This window comes from Altericroceibacterium indicum (genome assembly GCF_009828105.1).
Classification (GTDB): Bacteria; Pseudomonadota; Alphaproteobacteria; order Sphingomonadales; family Sphingomonadaceae; genus Altericroceibacterium; species Altericroceibacterium indicum.
The window spans coordinates 414,386-430,774 of sequence record NZ_WTYQ01000002.1; the positions used below are offsets into that span (position 1 = coordinate 414,386).

At 55.8% G+C, this 16,389-nt stretch carries 16 protein-coding genes and 1 other RNA gene; 5 read left to right on the top strand and 12 right to left on the bottom strand.

The features are described 5' to 3' along the window. Positions 1-16: 16 nt before the first annotated feature. From GRI39_RS06820 to GRI39_RS06835, 4 genes are all read right to left on the bottom strand, one after another. Positions 17-772 carry a TIGR02186 family protein gene (locus GRI39_RS06820; protein ID WP_160738949.1) on the bottom strand — a complete coding sequence of 252 codons (756 nt, stop codon included), beginning with the start codon at positions 770-772 and terminating at the stop codon, positions 17-19. Beyond that, positions 769-1,680 carry a sulfite exporter TauE/SafE family protein gene (locus tag GRI39_RS06825; protein ID WP_160738950.1) on the bottom strand — a complete coding sequence of 304 codons (912 nt, stop codon included), beginning with the start codon at positions 1,678-1,680 and terminating at the stop codon, positions 769-771. Before GRI39_RS06825 ends, GRI39_RS06820 begins: the two co-directional genes overlap by 4 nt. A 63-nt stretch (positions 1,681-1,743) precedes the next feature. Then, positions 1,744-2,883 carry a hypothetical protein gene (locus GRI39_RS06830; protein WP_160738951.1) on the bottom strand — a complete coding sequence of 380 codons (1,140 nt, stop codon included), beginning with the start codon at positions 2,881-2,883 and terminating at the stop codon, positions 1,744-1,746. Positions 2,884-2,978: 95 nt separating this feature from the next. Further along, positions 2,979-4,379: a glycosyl transferase family protein gene (locus GRI39_RS06835; protein WP_160738952.1), complete on the bottom strand. Its 1,401-nt coding sequence runs from the start codon at positions 4,377-4,379 to the stop codon at positions 2,979-2,981. Positions 4,380-4,489: 110 nt separating this feature from the next. On the opposite strand from GRI39_RS06835, the gene nhaA reads away from it, so the two are divergent. Next, positions 4,490-5,695, top strand: coding sequence for a Na+/H+ antiporter NhaA (nhaA, locus tag GRI39_RS06840; protein ID WP_160738953.1), 1,206 nt, complete (start codon positions 4,490-4,492; stop codon positions 5,693-5,695). 90 nt (positions 5,696-5,785) lie between these two features. Here nhaA and GRI39_RS06845 read toward each other — a convergent pair whose 3' ends face one another. After that, positions 5,786-6,226, bottom strand: coding sequence for a VOC family protein (locus tag GRI39_RS06845; protein ID WP_160738954.1), 441 nt, complete (start codon positions 6,224-6,226; stop codon positions 5,786-5,788). Between the two features lie 137 nt (positions 6,227-6,363). Next, positions 6,364-7,110: a TorF family putative porin gene (locus GRI39_RS06850; RefSeq protein WP_160738955.1), complete on the bottom strand. Its 747-nt coding sequence runs from the start codon at positions 7,108-7,110 to the stop codon at positions 6,364-6,366. Between the two features lie 274 nt (positions 7,111-7,384). On the opposite strand from GRI39_RS06850, the gene GRI39_RS06855 reads away from it, so the two are divergent. Beyond that, entirely contained in the window at positions 7,385-8,218 is an 834-nt protein-coding gene (locus tag GRI39_RS06855) for a metallophosphoesterase family protein (protein WP_160738956.1), read from the top strand. A gap of 9 nt (positions 8,219-8,227) precedes the next feature. Here GRI39_RS06855 and rnpB read toward each other — a convergent pair. The 4 genes from rnpB to GRI39_RS06875 all read right to left on the bottom strand — a co-directional run bounded on the left by rnpB (position 8,228) and on the right by GRI39_RS06875 (position 10,651). Further along, an RNA gene (gene rnpB / locus GRI39_RS06860) (RNase P RNA component class A) lies at positions 8,228-8,646 on the bottom strand. Positions 8,647-8,655: 9 nt separating this feature from the next. Further along, a complete protein-coding gene (locus GRI39_RS06865; RefSeq protein ID WP_160738957.1) occupies positions 8,656-9,357 on the bottom strand; it encodes an N-acetylmuramoyl-L-alanine amidase in 702 nt (233 codons plus the stop codon). A 12-nt stretch (positions 9,358-9,369) separates the two neighbouring features. Continuing rightward, complete coding sequence (locus GRI39_RS06870; protein WP_160738958.1) at positions 9,370-10,011, bottom strand: histidine phosphotransferase family protein; 642 nt, start codon at positions 10,009-10,011, stop codon at positions 9,370-9,372. A 163-nt stretch (positions 10,012-10,174) separates the two neighbouring features. Continuing rightward, positions 10,175-10,651 (bottom strand): M67 family metallopeptidase, encoded by a 477-nt coding sequence (locus GRI39_RS06875; protein ID WP_246204941.1) that lies wholly within the window; start codon positions 10,649-10,651, stop codon positions 10,175-10,177. Here GRI39_RS06875 and GRI39_RS06880 point away from each other — a divergent pair. From GRI39_RS06880 to mtgA, 3 genes are all read left to right on the top strand, one after another. Beyond that, positions 10,632-11,588: an RluA family pseudouridine synthase gene (locus tag GRI39_RS06880; protein ID WP_160738959.1), complete on the top strand. Its 957-nt coding sequence runs from the start codon at positions 10,632-10,634 to the stop codon at positions 11,586-11,588. The two genes, GRI39_RS06875 and GRI39_RS06880, sit on opposite strands and share 20 nt — an antisense overlap. Positions 11,589-11,706: 118 nt before the next feature. After that, positions 11,707-12,621, top strand: a complete 915-nt coding sequence (gene rpoH, locus GRI39_RS06885) for an RNA polymerase sigma factor RpoH (protein WP_160738960.1) — start codon at positions 11,707-11,709, stop codon at positions 12,619-12,621. 134 nt (positions 12,622-12,755) lie between these two features. Continuing rightward, positions 12,756-13,427, top strand: coding sequence for a monofunctional biosynthetic peptidoglycan transglycosylase (gene mtgA / locus GRI39_RS06890; RefSeq protein ID WP_160738961.1), 672 nt, complete (start codon positions 12,756-12,758; stop codon positions 13,425-13,427). Positions 13,428-13,563: 136 nt separating this feature from the next. Here the strand turns inward: mtgA and GRI39_RS06895 are convergent, their stop codons facing one another. Both GRI39_RS06895 and GRI39_RS06900 read right to left on the bottom strand, forming a co-directional pair. Further along, positions 13,564-13,770 (bottom strand): hypothetical protein, encoded by a 207-nt coding sequence (locus tag GRI39_RS06895; RefSeq protein ID WP_160738962.1) that lies wholly within the window; start codon positions 13,768-13,770, stop codon positions 13,564-13,566. Positions 13,771-13,939: 169 nt separating this feature from the next. Beyond that, positions 13,940-16,372, bottom strand: a complete 2,433-nt coding sequence (locus tag GRI39_RS06900) for a TonB-dependent receptor (RefSeq protein WP_160738963.1) — start codon at positions 16,370-16,372, stop codon at positions 13,940-13,942. Between the last annotated feature and the right edge of the window lie 17 nt (positions 16,373-16,389).

Below are 16,389 nucleotides of genomic sequence, written 5' to 3' on the forward strand. Positions count from 1 at the left end.
GCGCGGGGAGCCTTGCTCACACCATCGAGAAGAGCCGCCCGGCGAGCCACCCCATGAAGACCGAAAGCGCCACGGCGAAGAGACCATACAGCAAGGAATATTGCTGAGCATATTGTGCCACCAGACCTTCAAGGCCCACTTTGCGAACTTCCACTTCTGCCGTGGCAGAGGCGATCACCCGGCCTTTGCTGATCGCAAACGTCTCAGCCGTATAGGTGCCAGTCTGCACATTGGACGGCAATTTGATCCGCGCGTTATAGAGCACATGTTCGCTGATTTTTACGCCATGCATATCCTGCTGATAGAGGTTTTGCCGTTTGCGCAGATCGATCAGCCCGTCCTTGAAGCGGGTTTGTTCATCAGGATTGATCGCCCCAATCGGGGAAAGTTGCATGAAATCAAGGCCCAGCTCGTAAATCGCCGCTGTTCGTTCATCCACAATCTCGTTAATCGGGCGCGAACTGGCCACAGCAAAATAAGACGGAGCTGAGCGGAAGGCCGTGCTTTCGGCATTCACCCAAATGCCGAACACCTTGGCTTTTTCGCGCAATTGGATGGCATCGGTCGGTCCTTTGAGAACCACCACAATGTCATAAGGCGTTGCTGAACGGTTGCCGCTGGGGTCGAGAATCGCGCCATACAGGAGCAGCTCAGTGCCGGTGAAGCCCTGCCGCACCTGAACATCATGTTGTGAAACTTCGGGAACCAGGATCGGATCACGCTGCGCCGTCAGCGCAAAGAAGGCCACCACCAGAAAGATCAGCCGCTTCATAGCGGCACCACAGAATAAACCTCGCTCGGCCGGATACCAAGGCCAAAGGCCATCCGCAGCGCCACTGCCAGCACGATCAGCGCAAGAATAAGACGCAGAACTTCAGGTTTGGCTTTATTCGCAAATTGCGACCCCAATTGCGCGCCGGTGACAGAGCCGACCAGCAGCAGGCCCGCCAGCACCACATCCACCGCCTTGGTGGTGAGAGCGTGCATCATGGTAGTGACCATGGTGACGAACAGAATCTGGAACAGCGATGTTCCCACCACAACATTCGCGCTCATACCCAGAATATAGAGCATGGCTGGCACAAGGATAAATCCGCCGCCGATGCCCATCAGCATGGTGAGAATACCGACGCACAGGCCCAGCAGCAGCGGCGCCAATGGCGAAATATACAGGCCCGAGCGATAAAAGCGCCAGCGCAATGGCAGGCTGGCCACCAACGGATGGTGGCGGCGCTTGGCCGCACGCTTGGTGCCTTTGTTCTTGCTCAGCATGGTTTGCAGGCTTTCGCGTCCCATCAGCGAGCCTATGGTGCCCAAGAGCACAACATAGAGAATATTGATGACCGTATCGATCTGTCCCAATGCCTGAAGCAGATTGAACAAAGCAGCGCCAATGCCGGTGCCGATCACACCGCCCACCACCATCACCGAGCCGATCTGATAATCCACCCCGCCCCGGCGGCGATGGGCGAAAACGCCCGAAACGCTTGCGCCTGTCACCTGACTGGCCGCAGAGGCCGCCGCAACTGTTGGCGGAATGCCATAAAAGATCATCAGAGGCGTGGTGAGAAAGCCACCACCGACACCAAAGATACCTGAGAGCAGACCGGTTGCCGCACCCAACAGGATGATGACCAGTCCGTTGACCGCGAGGTTGGCGATGGGGAGGTAAACATCCATGACCGCTGGACTAGCCCAGTCCTGCGCGAGAGAAAAGCAGCGAAAGTGGGTAAATCACACGTTTCAGAAGCCTGCTGACACACTCAGCGCCGGGCCGGAGCCGGGTTGTGCATTGCCGCCCAGCCGAAACCGCCAATCTGCCGCCATTTGCATCACAGTACGACCCAGCCGAAATTGTGCAGCAAGACCTGGCCCTGCATCTATGCGCGCACTGCCCTTTTGCGCCCCACCCCATGCCCCCACTCCGAGTCGGACAGAAGCCGGGCCTGCGTGCAGCAACTGGCCATCCACCCGCGCCTGCCCATCAAGGAAAGCCGTCTTCCATTTGCCGCCAACATAGCCACCCTGCACATAGCTTTGCGCACGCAGTCCCATGGGCAATTCTAACGGCGGAAATTCCGTTACGGCAAAAGCAGACGGCCGCACGGAATACCGGCCATTACTTCTCAACACCCTGCCTTCCACCGAAAAAGACAAGGGAACATCTTTGAGCGGACGAATAGAAAGGCCAGCCGCCGCTTCATTTTCTTCAACGCCCTGCAAAGCCCCTGAAAACCGGCCATAGATAGAAGGACGATGGTCGCTTCCGGGCGCCAGGCGATAGCGCAGCACCGCCCCTGCCTGACTGCGACCATAGGATGGCTGCGAGGATGCCGCGCTTGTATCGTCATCAGGACGCAAGAGCAGCCAGCCATCAGCAGACCAGCGTTTCTGCCCTGCAGGCTCTTCTGTCGAACCCCGTTGCGGCAGGATTCCTGCCGGTGGAAGAAGGGGTTCGCGCTGACGGGGCGGTATGGCGCGCCTTGCCCCCGGCCCCGCCGGATCAGCATAGGCCAGCGCCGCAAGCTCCCGTGGCTGCTTGGCACTCTCATCACTGCGCCATTGCGCTGCTGGCCGCACCTCGTCAGCAAAACGTTCTGCTGGCAGAGGGCGCGATGCAGGCGACGGGGCCGTCCGGACAAAAGGCTGGTTCTGAGCCATTTCAACCGGCGTATCGAAGTAGGACGTGCCGGTTTGCGCTGGCGTTGCCATAAGCGCCAAGTCAGCAGCATCGCGTCCGATAGTGTCCAACCGCTGATTCAATTGTGCAAGACGCCGGTCAATTTCAATCAGCGCAGAGTCATCTATAACGCCTTGTTCGGTAAGTTTAGGTGGTTCAGCCGTAAATTGATAATCGCTTTCTTTCTGGGAATACACAGGCAACCAAACACTTTCCCCAGTAAAGCGAAACATAACCCATGTGACAATCACAAGGCTAATAATATAAACTGGCTGCCCGCCACTAAGAATCCCCATTCTCATTCATCATTTTTACTACAAATATCTGCTGGGTGAGCATGATGATACGTCTTGTCCCATTTCGGGGCGACACCACTCATACTTTTAATATAGGCCAGCAACGCCTGTTTCCCGGCAATAATCGCGATGATATTGGCGACTGGAATACGTGCTATGGCTCGGAATCCTTCCAGCCAGCCATATTCGCGCGCGGTGAAGGCAAATCGCATCACAATGCGCCACCCCAGCCCGAAGATATTGGCAAGAATCAGAAAATGCAGAAACCAATCTTCCGGAAAAGGTGGCAACACACCCAGCCAGCGCATCACGCTCATCACACCGATTAACAAAAGTAGAGCATAGCTGGTTGCGAGGACGATTGCCGCGAAGGGGCCGCGCCTGTCACGCAAACGCATCCATATTTCGAGTGGATGTGCACTCCATCCGAGTCGATCCCAACCCTGCAAGGCAATGCCCTGCAACCACCGGCTTTTCTGTCGAATGGCATTTTCCAGCCGGTCAGGAAAATAGGCGCGGGTTGCGATCAACCGCCCATCCTCACCCCGAGCGCGAAAAAACAGGGACCTCGCCGCCATCTGGTGAACCCGCAATCCCAGTTCATAATCTTCGGTAAGCGAATCGGTCGAAAAAACAGCACCGTGCCGATTTTGGTGCGCCATTCGCTTCAACAGCTTGCGCGAAAAAGCGCAGCCCACACCAGCTGCCGGAACACCCACCCCCAATGCAGCGCGAACAGGCAAAGCCTTGCCGTGAGATTCGGCAAATTCCTCGCAATAATGCCCACCAACCCAACGCGAATCAGCCTGAGGCTGTGGCAGGACGGGAAGCTGGATGAAATCAGCATCTTCCAACGCCCGGTCACACAGCGCCAGCGCTGCCGGATCGACCATATCTTCTGCATCATGGAGCATGACCATCCGATAGGGTGTGCCGCGAAGAAGCTCCTCTGCGACAAGCATCTTCATCAACCGATTGAGACAATCCGCCTTGGTGGTGGGCCCATCGACATCGTGGATGACGACCTTGACCCGCCCATCACCTTGGGCCGCATGCAAAGCTGCTTTGATTGTTCGGGGATCATTGCGATAACAGCCGATGAACAGCGTCAGCGCATTCTGCGGCCAAACGGCGCGGGCATGGCGGATCGTATGGCCAATCACCCCATCTTCCTGCCACGCCGGGATAAGCACCGCCGCAGGCCCCAGCAGCGATGCACTTTCGGCAGCCAAGCGCGACACTTTGCGCGTTCTGATCCGCCCGGTAAGCTTCATCCACAGCCACATGCAGTCAATCGCGAGTTCATCAACCACGCCGATCAACAGGAACACACCAGCGAAAAGCAGCAACTCCCTTTCCGCCATCGCCAGCCAGCCTAAAAGTGGAAAAACCCCCGTTTCCATCGTCCTGCCCCCTGATCCCTTAACCATAAGGCTACGTTGCATGTCGATTTTTAGCAAATAGTCTCGACCAAGGGTTGCAACCTTGCGCTAATTGCGAAAGGGAAAAGGCAATGTCTCAACCTACTATCATTTCCGCCGCCGCCAGACCCTTCAAAGCGCTGTTTAACAGCGATGCGTTTGAAGGCATTCTGCTCATCGTCGTTGCGCTGATCGCAATTATCGTGGCCAACTCACCCTTGGCGCATGATTATCACCAGCTGTTCCATGGGACGCTTGACTGGACGCCGATTGCCAAGCTCGACAATCTGCATCTGTGGATCAACGATGGCTTGATGGCGATTTTTTTCTTCGTCGTCGGTTTGGAAGTGAAACGCGAGATCATTACGGGCAATTTATCAGACCCGGCGCAACGCCGCTTGCCGATCCTGTCTGCCATGGCAGGGATGGCCGCCCCGGCGCTGGTCTATTTCATTCTGGCCGGTAGCGAGCCTCAGCTTGGCAGCGGTTGGGCCATTCCAGCCGCGACTGACATTGCCTTTGCCATGGGCGTGCTGGGCCTGCTTGGCAATCGCGTGCCAGCCCCCCTCCGCCTGTTCCTGCTGACAGTGGCCATTGTGGACGACATCGGTGCGGTGCTGATTATCGCGGTGTTCTATACGGCAAATATCAAACTGGCCTGGCTGGTAATATCGCTGCTGGTAGCCGGGGTGATGTTCGGCATGAACCGCTTCAAGGTGGACCGCATCTGGCCCTATATCATCGGCGCGCTGGTGCTATGGTTCTGCGTGCTCAACTCCGGTGTTCATGCAACGATTGCCGGTGTGGCTGCCGCGCTGACCATTCCGCTGCGCCGCCGCGATGGTCATAGCCTGCTTGAGAATATCGAACATGGCCTTGTCGGCTGGAATGCCTATCTGATCGTACCGCTCTTCGGCTTCGCCAATGCCGGTGTCGAACTGGCAGATATTGGGATGGAAGGCTTGCTTGCCCCGCTTCCACTGGCCATTGCCGGGGGCCTGATTATCGGGAAGCAGGTCGGTATTTTCAGCAGTATCGTCATTGCTCACAAGCTTGGTTTTGCCAAGCGCCCAGAGGATTCCTCATGGATGCAGATCTGGGGAATGGCCGTACTGTGCGGCATTGGCTTCACCATGAGCCTGTTCATCGGCGCATTGGCCTTCCCGCAATATCCGCTGTTGGTCGAAGAGGCTAAACTGGGCGTGCTGGGCGGCTCGATCGTCTCTGCCCTGCTGGGCTTTGCGATCCTGCGCTTCGCTCCGTCAAAAAATGCAGAGCCAGCCAACAAAGCCGCCTGAAGGCTTACAAGCGAACAAACAAAAGGGCGGCCCCTGCATTGGGAGCCGCCCTTTTTTATTAATACTGACTGTAAAAATGCGTGCGGGTGCTTACCAGCTACCGGTATTTTCCATGCTGGCCCAAGGTTCCTGCGGGGCCAGCGCTGAGCCCTTCTGCAGCAATTCAATGGAAATATTATCAGGCGTTCTGATGAAGGCCATGTAGCCATCGCGAGGCGGGCGATTGATCGTCACACCGTGATCGGCAAGCTTCTGACACATTGCGTAAATGTCATCCACTTCATAGGCCAGATGCCCGAAATTGCGGCCGCCAGTGTAGGTTTCAGCCGGGCTGCCATCTTCAGCAGGCCAATTATAGGTCAGCTCAACTTCAGCAATGCCTTCTTCACCAGGAGCTGCAAGAAAGATCAGAGTGAAACGGCCCTGTTCACTATCCTTGCGGCGCACTTCTTCAATGCCCAACAATTTGAAAAAGGCGAGCGTGGCTTCTGCATCGGTGACGCGGATCATCGTATGGAGGAATTTGGTCATGGCTTGTGACTCCGGAGGGTGAGAGCTTGACCTCAGCACCTAGCAAGCCCAGCCCGCAAATCGAAGCCCCATCAACAGGAAAGGCCCGCCTCGCTTCCGGGGCGGGCCTTTTCAGGCGTTATTCTGGCGCGTGAAGCTTAGAAGCTGGCGCCGAGCGTTGCCACAACCGCATCGCGTGTGAAGCGGTAAGCACCCGGTGCGTAATCGCCCTGAGCGCCGATATAGGACACACCGACACTGACGTTCGAAGTCAGCGCATAGCTTGCACCCACCGACCAATCGAAGGCGTTACCGTCATTCGTATAGGTCAGGAAGTTGCCATCGGTGTAGCCAAGGTGGCCAGACAGTGACACGGGCGTATTGGGTACGCCTAAACCGAGATCCGTGTAGAAATAGATGTTGTCATTGTCGCCCAGCGAATTCTGCTTCGGCGCATAAGCTACGCCGACAGTGGCGCTTGCCGGACCTACTGTGAAGCTGCCAGCAGCATGCATTTCGATGTAGTCATAATCCGTGCCCGGTACATCCGGGGCATTGGGATAGAGGTAATAGAGTGCACCGACATCAAGGCTCACCGCATCGGTGATATTGCCGTTCCAACCGGCGTAAACGTCGAGTTCGGTATGGCCATAGCCTACTGTGTCTTCATCGAGCGAAGACCCCCAAGCACCAACATAAATACCGCTGGAATGGCTGACATCAACACCGCCCTGAATCGCAATATCGCCACCAGAATAGTCAACACCACGAAAACGATACTGGCTGACAATAGCTGTGTTCGCAGACAGCGTAAAATCAGAATCTTGTGCCATTGCAGGCATAGCGGTGAAACCAGCACCACCAACAACAGCTGCAGCCAAAAGGCCACGGACGGACATAAGCATGGGCAATTCCCTCAATTGCGAAAAATTCTGCCTAAGTCCCACCTGCGCGCTCCGGGTCGCCATCATTTGTTGGGCGATCTCTCTTGAGCACGCAATGAAAGTGCACGTAGAGCGGTTATAACACAAGTTATATTGCGCATGCGAAGAGATATAGTGGACAGCTGTGGACTTTGCGCATCACATTCAGCATGGGTTTATATCGAATTGGCCACACTGGTTTATCGAAACTTTTCAAACACTAGCTCCAAACAGGGCGTTATCGACACACTTATCCATGCGTAATTTCTTCAACAAATTGCTCGGCAGAGGCACTGCCGAACCCGCTCAGCCTGTCATTCATGCCCAGATTCCCGAAGGCCGCCGCGTTTATGCAGTGGGGGATATTCATGGGCGGCTGGACCTGTTTGAAGCGCTGTTGAAGGTGATCGATGCGGACGATGCAGCACATGGAAAAGCCCAAACGACTCTGATCCTGCTGGGTGACCTGGTGGACCGCGGGCCGGACAGTGCTGGCATGGTGCATCTTGCCCGTAAGCTGCAATCCGAACGCGACGTACGTATTCTCGGTGGCAATCATGAGGAAATGTTCCTCGCCAGCTTTGAAGATAAGGATGTGCTGCGGCCATTCCTGCGCCATGGCGGCAAGCAAACACTGCTGAGTTTCGGTCTTGATCCCATTGCTTTACGCCGTGCCGATATTGCTGAAACGCAAGTGTTGATGGAAGCTGGCATTCCTCAGGAAGATCGCGACTTTATCGCCAGTTTCGAAGAGAGCATAGTCATTGGTGACTACCTCTTCGTTCATGCTGGCATTCTCCCCAACACCCCGCTGGCAGATCAGAAGGGCGAACATTTGCGCTGGATTCGTGAACCTTTCCTGTCACACCCGCAAGAGCATGAGCATGTTGTGGTGCATGGCCATACGATCACGCAGGATGCGCAGGATCGTGGGAATCGAATCGGTATTGATACCGGTGCTTTTGAAAGCGGCAGGCTCACCGCATTGGTGCTCGAAGGCAGTAGCCGCCGGTTCCTGCAAACGCGGCAGGATGAAAGCGGCGCAATCACTGCTGAGGCGTGGATTCCAGAGCATTTCGAACCAGCCTGACAGGATCAATACGCCAGAGGGCCTGTAAGCCGGGTTCTGTCAGAGCGGCCCGTATCCTGAAAGGACGCGACCGCAAAGGGCAACCATTCATCTCGGCGACGCATTGCTGCGTGCGCTCAAGCAACCAACCCGGGCGTCCTCGGTCCGAAACAGACCTGCCAGCTTGCGCTGGCGCGGCGCCCCTATTCGGTTTTGCTCCGGGTGGGGTTTACCATGCCGCTTCCGTTGCCGGTTGCGCGGTGCGCTCTTACCGCACCCTTTCACCCTTACCATGAGACCCGAAGGCCCCTTTGGCGGTTTGCTCTCTGTGGCACTTTCCCTAACCCCCTTGCGGAGGTCGGCGGGCGTTACCCGCCACCCTTGTTTCGTGGAGCCCGGACTTTCCTCGAAGGACCATAAAGTTCCCACGCGGTTGCCCGGCCCCCTGGCGTGGAACGCTACCTAGTCTTTCCGCGGTCACGATCAAGCAACAACGCAAAAAGAAGCGCACCTATTTCCAAATCAATTTCGCCATCGATCCGCTCAGGCCGCCAACGCCGCTGAAAAGCGCGTATCACAGCATGGCCATCCGTAATGTCATAACCAAAGCGTTCCAGCGCGAGATAGAGCGCGCCTTCATTTTCAAACGGATCACCCAGCGTCACATCAGGCCGGGCGAGCGCCAGCCGATGGCGGGCGATTCGCTCCCAATCGAACAATTCGCCCGGATCATCCTTGCGCGCCGGGGCGATGTCCGAATGGCCCACCACATTGGCGCGCGGAATGTCATATTTGCGAACGATAGCTGCCAGCAGAGGAATCAGCGCGTCCATCTGCGCTGCGGGAAAGGGGCGGTAGCCCCATTCATGCCCCGGATTGACCAGCTCAATCCCGATGCTGGCCGAATTAACATCCGTTTCGCCGCGCCAGTAAGAACGCCCGGCGTGCCAGGCGCGCTTATCTTCGGCCACGAGGCGCGTTACAATGCCTTCCTCGTCGATCATGTAATGGGCAGAAACTTCCGCCGCCGGATCGCACATCCGTTCCAGCGCTTCTTCTGCACTGCGCATTCCGGTGTAATGCAGGACCACCATGGAGATGGGGCGCTTGCGCTCATTAAAATTGGGCGAAGGCCGCTCGTGGTGGATCAGTTCTTGCATATCACCCCTGAATCATGCTTGTGGCAGAACCGCGCCCATAATCAGCGCATCATCCTGCAGCATATGCTGAATACCGCCGCCACATTCATCGGCCAGCAAATAGATCATATAGGCAGGCGCGGTACGGGCTGAAATCTGGCGGTCGTCCAGCGAACCATCCAGAGCCTGCCCCACAGTGCCATCAAAAGCAATCCGCGCACCCGATGCACGAACCACGATTTCCGTTGCGTCCTGCCCCATTTCGCCAGCGATTTCGAGCTTGCCGCCACGTGGCAGGGCTTCAATCCCGATCGCAGCGAGGTTCAAAAGGATCTTCACCGCAGATTTGCTCATCTTGGTGCCACCAACATGCCATTCCACGGTGATCCGGCCATTATCACCCGCCAGTGCCATGATGAGCGCACGGGGTTCTTCCAGTGAAACGGATTCGGAAAAACTGCCCGCCGAACCATAGGCCAGACGGAAGAATTTGAGCTTGCTGGCGCTGATATGGGCGCTCTGCTCCAGAAGTTCGAAGCAGCGCTGCCGCATTTCGTCATCCTGTTCTTCCGACAGCAACTCCAGACCATTGGTCAGCGCACCTACAGGACTAAGCATATCGTGGCACAGGCGCGAAGAGAGAAGGGAAGCAAGATGGGCGGGAGAAACTGTCATATGAAGTCCGGTATTTCTATATCTCGGGAAGGCCCGCAATGGGCCAGAGTGGCGACGCAATGCAATGTTCCGACGCAAAAAGACAAGCACAATGCGAAGCAACTGAATCGCTTTTTACATTGCCCATGCCCTTCGCATCAGACAGTTATGGTTTTGCAATGCCTTAGCTGTCTCCAACACGATAGGAAAGCTCGGCAAAACCCTCGGGGTCGTCCGTCCAGAACGTTACATCGCCTTTCGCTATAATCGCCCACACCTTTCCATCACCTGACGCCATCGCCTGATCGGTTGCGGAAGGCGCAGCCCTGCCCACAGGGTGTGAATGGAAATAGCCGATCACTTGCGGCCCGCCCTGCCGCTGTGCCCGATAGGCATTGATGAGTGCCTGCGGTTCAATTTCGAAATGCCGGGTTGGCTCAGCCGCCACATTGGCCACGGCAATGGCTGATGTAATAGAGCCATTCTCCCCGAGCAAAAGCCCACAGGCTTCCTCCGGAAACGCCCTTTCTGCCGCTTGGGAGATGGCTATCAACGCTTTTTTGCGGATAATGATCGATGAACTGGTGATTTGCCGTGTCCTTGCCTTGTCACGCTGAATATCGCTGCCCATCTGTATCAATATGGGGGCAAATACTATCATCCAAGGTGTACTCACTGAGAGTGGCCAACGTCTGGACAAGGCATTGAGCGATGCGACAGAATTGTCGCGTGAGCGGGTTAAAGCCCTGATCGCAGAAGGCTGCGTAATGCTGAATGATGCCGTGGCCACCCAGATCAAAGTGAAGACCTTGGCCGGAAGCCGCTTCGCCATCACGGTGCCACCAGCAACCGAACCCGAAGCCAGGCCGCAGGATATCCCCCTCAACATTGCTTATGAAGATGCCCATCTGATTGTGGTGGATAAGCCTGCCGGGATGGTCGTCCACCCCGCCGCTGGCAATCCAACCGGTACGCTGGTGAATGCACTGCTCCATCATTGCCGGGGCCAATTGTCGGGCATTGGCGGCGTGGCCCGGCCCGGTATCGTCCACCGGATCGACAAGGATACTTCTGGTTTGCTGGTAGTCGCCAAAAACGATGTGGCGCATGAAGGTCTGGCGCGGCAATTTGCCGATCATTCTCTTGAACGGGTCTATCTGGCCGTGGTGAACGGCCATCCTCTCCCCTCTGCTGGCACGGTAAGCGGTTTGATTGGCAGATCGGACAGCAATCGCAAGAAAATGGCCGTGCTGCGCCCCGACTCAGCTCGCGGGAAACATGCCGTCACTCATTTCAAAACCATTCAAAACCTCGACCATTCATCCTTGATTGAATGCCGGCTTGAAACCGGGCGCACGCATCAGGTGCGCGTTCACATGTCGTCCATCGGCCATGCGCTATTGGGAGACCCTGTCTATGGACGCAACAATTCGAGGATCAGGCCCGTGCTTTCCCGACTCGACTTCCGCCGTCAGGCGCTCCACGCTGCGGTTTTGGGGTTTATTCATCCCGTAACAGGTGAAAAAGTGCATCTGGAAAGCGCGCTGCCAGAGGATATGCGGGAACTGATCGACGAAATCACTCATTTAGATCGATGAAATGAGAACAAATCCATCTTAATTTCGTGTATAAGGGATGGACAAGACGTGGCCGCGACCAGCGGATGCTCAACAGGGGTCAGCGAAAAGCGGTCGACGCAAGAAAGGTTTAGGTAAAATGAGCAATGTTAAAAAAAGCACAGCGCTGAGCGTGCCCGCCCTGGGTGGCGAAAACAGCCTCAACCGCTACCTGTCCGAGATCAAGAAGTTTCCCCTTCTGAAGCCGGAGCAGGAATATATGCTTGCCAAGCGTTATCAGGAACATGGTGATCCCGACGCTGCAAAACAACTGGTGACGAGCCATCTGCGTCTCGTGGCGAAAATCGCCATGGGCTATCGCGGTTATGGCCTGCCCGTCAGCGATCTGATTTCCGAAGGCAATGTCGGCCTGATGCAGGGCGTAAAGAAATTCGAACCCGATCGCGGCTTCCGCCTCGCCACCTATGCGATGTGGTGGATCAAGGCCTCGATGCAGGAATTCATCCTGCGTAGCTGGAGCCTGGTCAAAATGGGCACCACCGCCGCGCAGAAGAAGCTGTTCTTCAATCTGCGCCGGATGAAGAAGAATCTTGAAGCATATGAAGATTCCGATCTCAGCCCGGAAGACGTGACCAAGATCGCAACCGACCTCGGCGTGGCCGAACAGGAAGTGATCAACATGAACCGCCGGATGATGATGGGCGGCGATGCATCACTCAACGTCTCCATGCGTTCGGATGAAGAAGGGTCCGGCCAGTGGCAGGATTGGCTTACGGATGATCGTCCTTTGCAGGATGAAACCGTCGCCAATGCGGAGGAAGCCACGGTGCGCCATTCCATGCTGATCGAAGCGATGGGTAGCCTTAATGATCGTGAACAGCATATTCTGACTGAGCGCCGCCTGACGGAAAATCCACAGACACTGGAAGAATTGTCGCAGGTTTACGATGTCAGCCGCGAACGGATTCGCCAGATCGAAGTGCGTGCGTTTGAAAAGCTTCAGAAAGCCATGCAGCGCATTGCCGGTGAAAAGCTGCTGCCAGTGGATGCCTAAGGCACGCCTCTCATCACAGCATGATCGATCAACCCCCGTGGCCCGCCGCCTCGGGGGTTTTTCATGCGCACGATGATGGATATATGTGATCGTCCGATTGCATGGCTGGCGCTCACTCGGTAACTCAGGACGCCATGCTCCTTAAACTTTCCCGTTTCATCGCCCTCGCCTTTCTCTGGTTCTGCATCATCAGTGTCGGGCTTGTCGTGGTGCTGCGCTTTGTCCCGCCGCCGGTCACCATGACCATGCTGCTGGATGAAAATGGCTACAACAAGGATTGGGTGCCGCTCTCGCGGATTGATCGCAATATGGTCAGCGCAGTAATTGCCGCAGAAGATGCCAAATTCTGCACCCACGATGGATTCGATCGCGAAGCCATCGAAAAAGCTATCCAGCATAATGCCGAGGGTGGAAAAATTCGTGGTGGCTCGACCATCTCGCAGCAAACCGCGAAGAACGTCTTCCTGTGGCAGGATGGCGGTTATATCCGCAAAGGGCTGGAAGCCTGGTTCACCCTGCTGATCGAAAGCATCTGGGGTAAGCGGCGGATCATGGAAGTCTATCTCAATGTCGCGGAAACCGGCATCGGCACCTATGGTATTGAAGCGGGATCACAACGCTATTTCAAGCATAGCGCTGCCCGCCTGTCCCGCTCTGAAGCCGCCCGCATGGCAGCAGCCCTGCCCCAGCCAAAGAAACGCGCCGTAGTCAGCCCGTCAGGCTTCACACGGCGCTATGGCAATACGATTCAAAGGCGGATCAGAATCGTTCGGCGTGATGAGTTGGATTCTTGCGTCTATCAGTAAGGCCTGAATTGGGTGGAGCGGCAGGTGATCTGGGATACACGTCCTTTGGGCCTGCTTAACACCTTTTAGGTGCTCCTAGATCCCTTTCTCATCTCTTGAGGTTCTTCTCAGGCCTTGCTCGATAGCCAAATCTGGCTCAATCGTCAGACTTTGGTGTGACCCAGACTTCCACTGGAGCAATGAACTTTCCGGGTGCGGGTTTGCCCACATCCACGCGCTCCGCCTGTACCAGTTCGCCGGTTTCGAGGTTAAAAGAGGCCCATGGTTTGGGCATCCGGCCGAATTTCATCTTCTGGATGGGGCGGCCGGTGGTGGTGTTCATGATGGTTGCGATAATGCTCATGCCTTGCCGGTAAGCCCAGCGCATGAGATTCGTCCAGAGCCGGTCAGCCTGGCGCCAGGATCATCTGTGGATTTCCGGGAACGAGCCCCACAGCCCTCTCAAAAGACACAAAAAAGCGCGGGAGAGTTGCCCCTCCCGCGCTTGTTTTTCGAGCTAAGCCCGTGTGGGATTAGTAACCGATGATCAGAGAAATGCTGGCCGCACGCGGTGCACCGATCTGAACATATTCGCTCGTCGAATCGAGACCACTGGTGGCCTTACCGACATAGAGTTCATCAAGCAGGTTGCTGACATTGGCCTGGACAGCGATTGTGTCCGTGACGTTGTAACGAACATCGAGGTCAACAATCGTGTAGCCATCAATCTTCACGGTATTGATGTCGTTCAGGTAACGTGAACCGGTGTACTTGACCTGAGCGCCAAGACGCAGATCACCGAATTCGACCTGGCCACGTCCACCAATGCTCCAGCTAGGCGCACCGCCTTCGCTCTTGCCGCCTGTAGCGAGGTAGGTTGGCTTACCGTCAGCATCAACACCGTCCTGAATATCGTCCTTGATTTCGGAGTCATTCCACGAACCGAACACATAGAGCATGCTCTGTGGTGTTGGCTTGTAAGCGATGCTGCCGTCTACGCCCCATTTGTCCACCCGGCCGAGATTACGGTAGATCGTGTCAGTTGTGATCGGATCATAGGACGATGCGAGGCGGTCGTTATAACGGGTGTAATAACCACCGACCTGCGCCTGAATACGGCCGCTCTGGTAACGGAAGCCACCATCGAAGCTGTCTGTGGTTTCTGGAACCGGACGCGCTTCGGTCTTATCGGCCACATAGAGCGAGTCATACAGCGGATCGGTACCGGGTACGGAAATTCCCTTGGCGTAGTTCAGGAATACAGAGGTATTCTGGGCCAATTCGTAAGTCAGGCCGACGTTCGGAAGGAACTTGTCGTACTTATATTTACGCGACAGCGGAGCAATTGCGTTAGGCTTGGCTGCTTCGTAAGCATCTGCGGCACCGCTTGCAATGCAGTCAACATAACCGGCTGCACTGGTTGTATAGCAATATTGGTTCAGCTTACGTGTGAAGAATGGAGCGCGGAAACCGAGGTTGAGGTTCAGACCACCAAAAGTGCCGATATATTCGCCCGAAACCTGGTTCAAAATCGCGTAAGATTTACGGTTACGCTTGTTGAGTTCAACACCATTGGCATCGGTCAAGGCATCATCCATTGGGAACACATCATAGGGTTCACCATTGGACTTCACCATGCCTGCCTGGCCCGTCTGGCGGTGGCGTGCATGATCAAGTGTGTAAGCGATACGAACGCGGTTGTTGTCGTTGATTTCGTAAGCGAGTGACGAGATCACACCATAACGGTTGGTGCGGGTCTGGCTCGGCTGAAGACCTGTTACGATATCCAGCGTGTCGCCGTCACCGTTCAGGTCGCGACCGAAATAGTAGGAACCACCGAAGACACCGGTAAGCTGCTGACCATTTGCGGTGTAGAAACCTTCGCGCATCTTGCTGGTGCCGCCGCCATTGGCTTTGACATATTGGAAGCTAGGTTCAACCGAAAGGATCAACCGGTCTGCCAGCGTGAAGCGCGAAGCGATACGGATGTTGCCCGTGTCAGATGGGTTGTAACGGCGGTCAAATTCCGTGCCGCAGGAGTTCGGACTGTCAGCAACACCTGCATTGGCACTGGCCGTTACGCAAGGGTAGTTGATGTCATAGAAACGAGCGCGCTTGGTGTCAGGGAACTGATCGGTCGTGTCGCCTTCACCAGTGAACTTCAGCGAGCCGAAGAAGTTGTTGCGGTTTTCATTGTAATGCGCAGCGATGGAGATGAAATCGCCATTGTCGCCCAGCGGCTGATAGATACGGCCGTTGAACTGCTTCTTCTCAACTTTGCCGTAATTGTTGAACGGGTTATCATAACCGGTCTGGCTGGCGGAGAAGAATGCGCGAGTACCCGAAGATGTGAAGCTACCCGTATCGAACATACCGAAGAAACGGTGGAACGGACGGTTGCCCGAACCGGGGCTGAGGATGTTGCCGTAGCTGGCAGATGCCGTGACAGACGCATCTTCATTAGGAACACGGGTACGCAGGTTGACTGTACCGCCAACGGCAGAAGCGGTCGGGCTGTCGATGTCGGTCGTGCCGAGGTTGACGTTCACCGACTGCAGAATTTCAGGGTCAATCTGCTGGTTGGTGTACATGGCATAGTTGCCAGAATCGTTCAGCGGAATACCGTCAAGCGTCTGAGAAACACGGTCAGACTTAAAGCCACGGATGGTGAAGTCACCACCGCCAGAGCCCCAAGGATCGTTGTTCTGGAAGCTGACGCCTGGAACCAGATTGATGATATCATTGACGGTCTGACCAGGGCGCTGTGCACGGATGATTTCTTCACCCAGAACCTGCTTCGCCTTAGGCGTGTTAGGAATTTCAATCCCGTTTACATCTTTCAGCGCTGTGCCACTGACGACGATTTCATCGTCCTGGAAGTCCACTGAACCGGTTGACTGTGCGTGAGCCATTGCTGGCATCGCAAGCGCCACCAATGCGCTGCTGTGGAAAAGAATTTTCTTCATTTGCTGATCCCTATCTG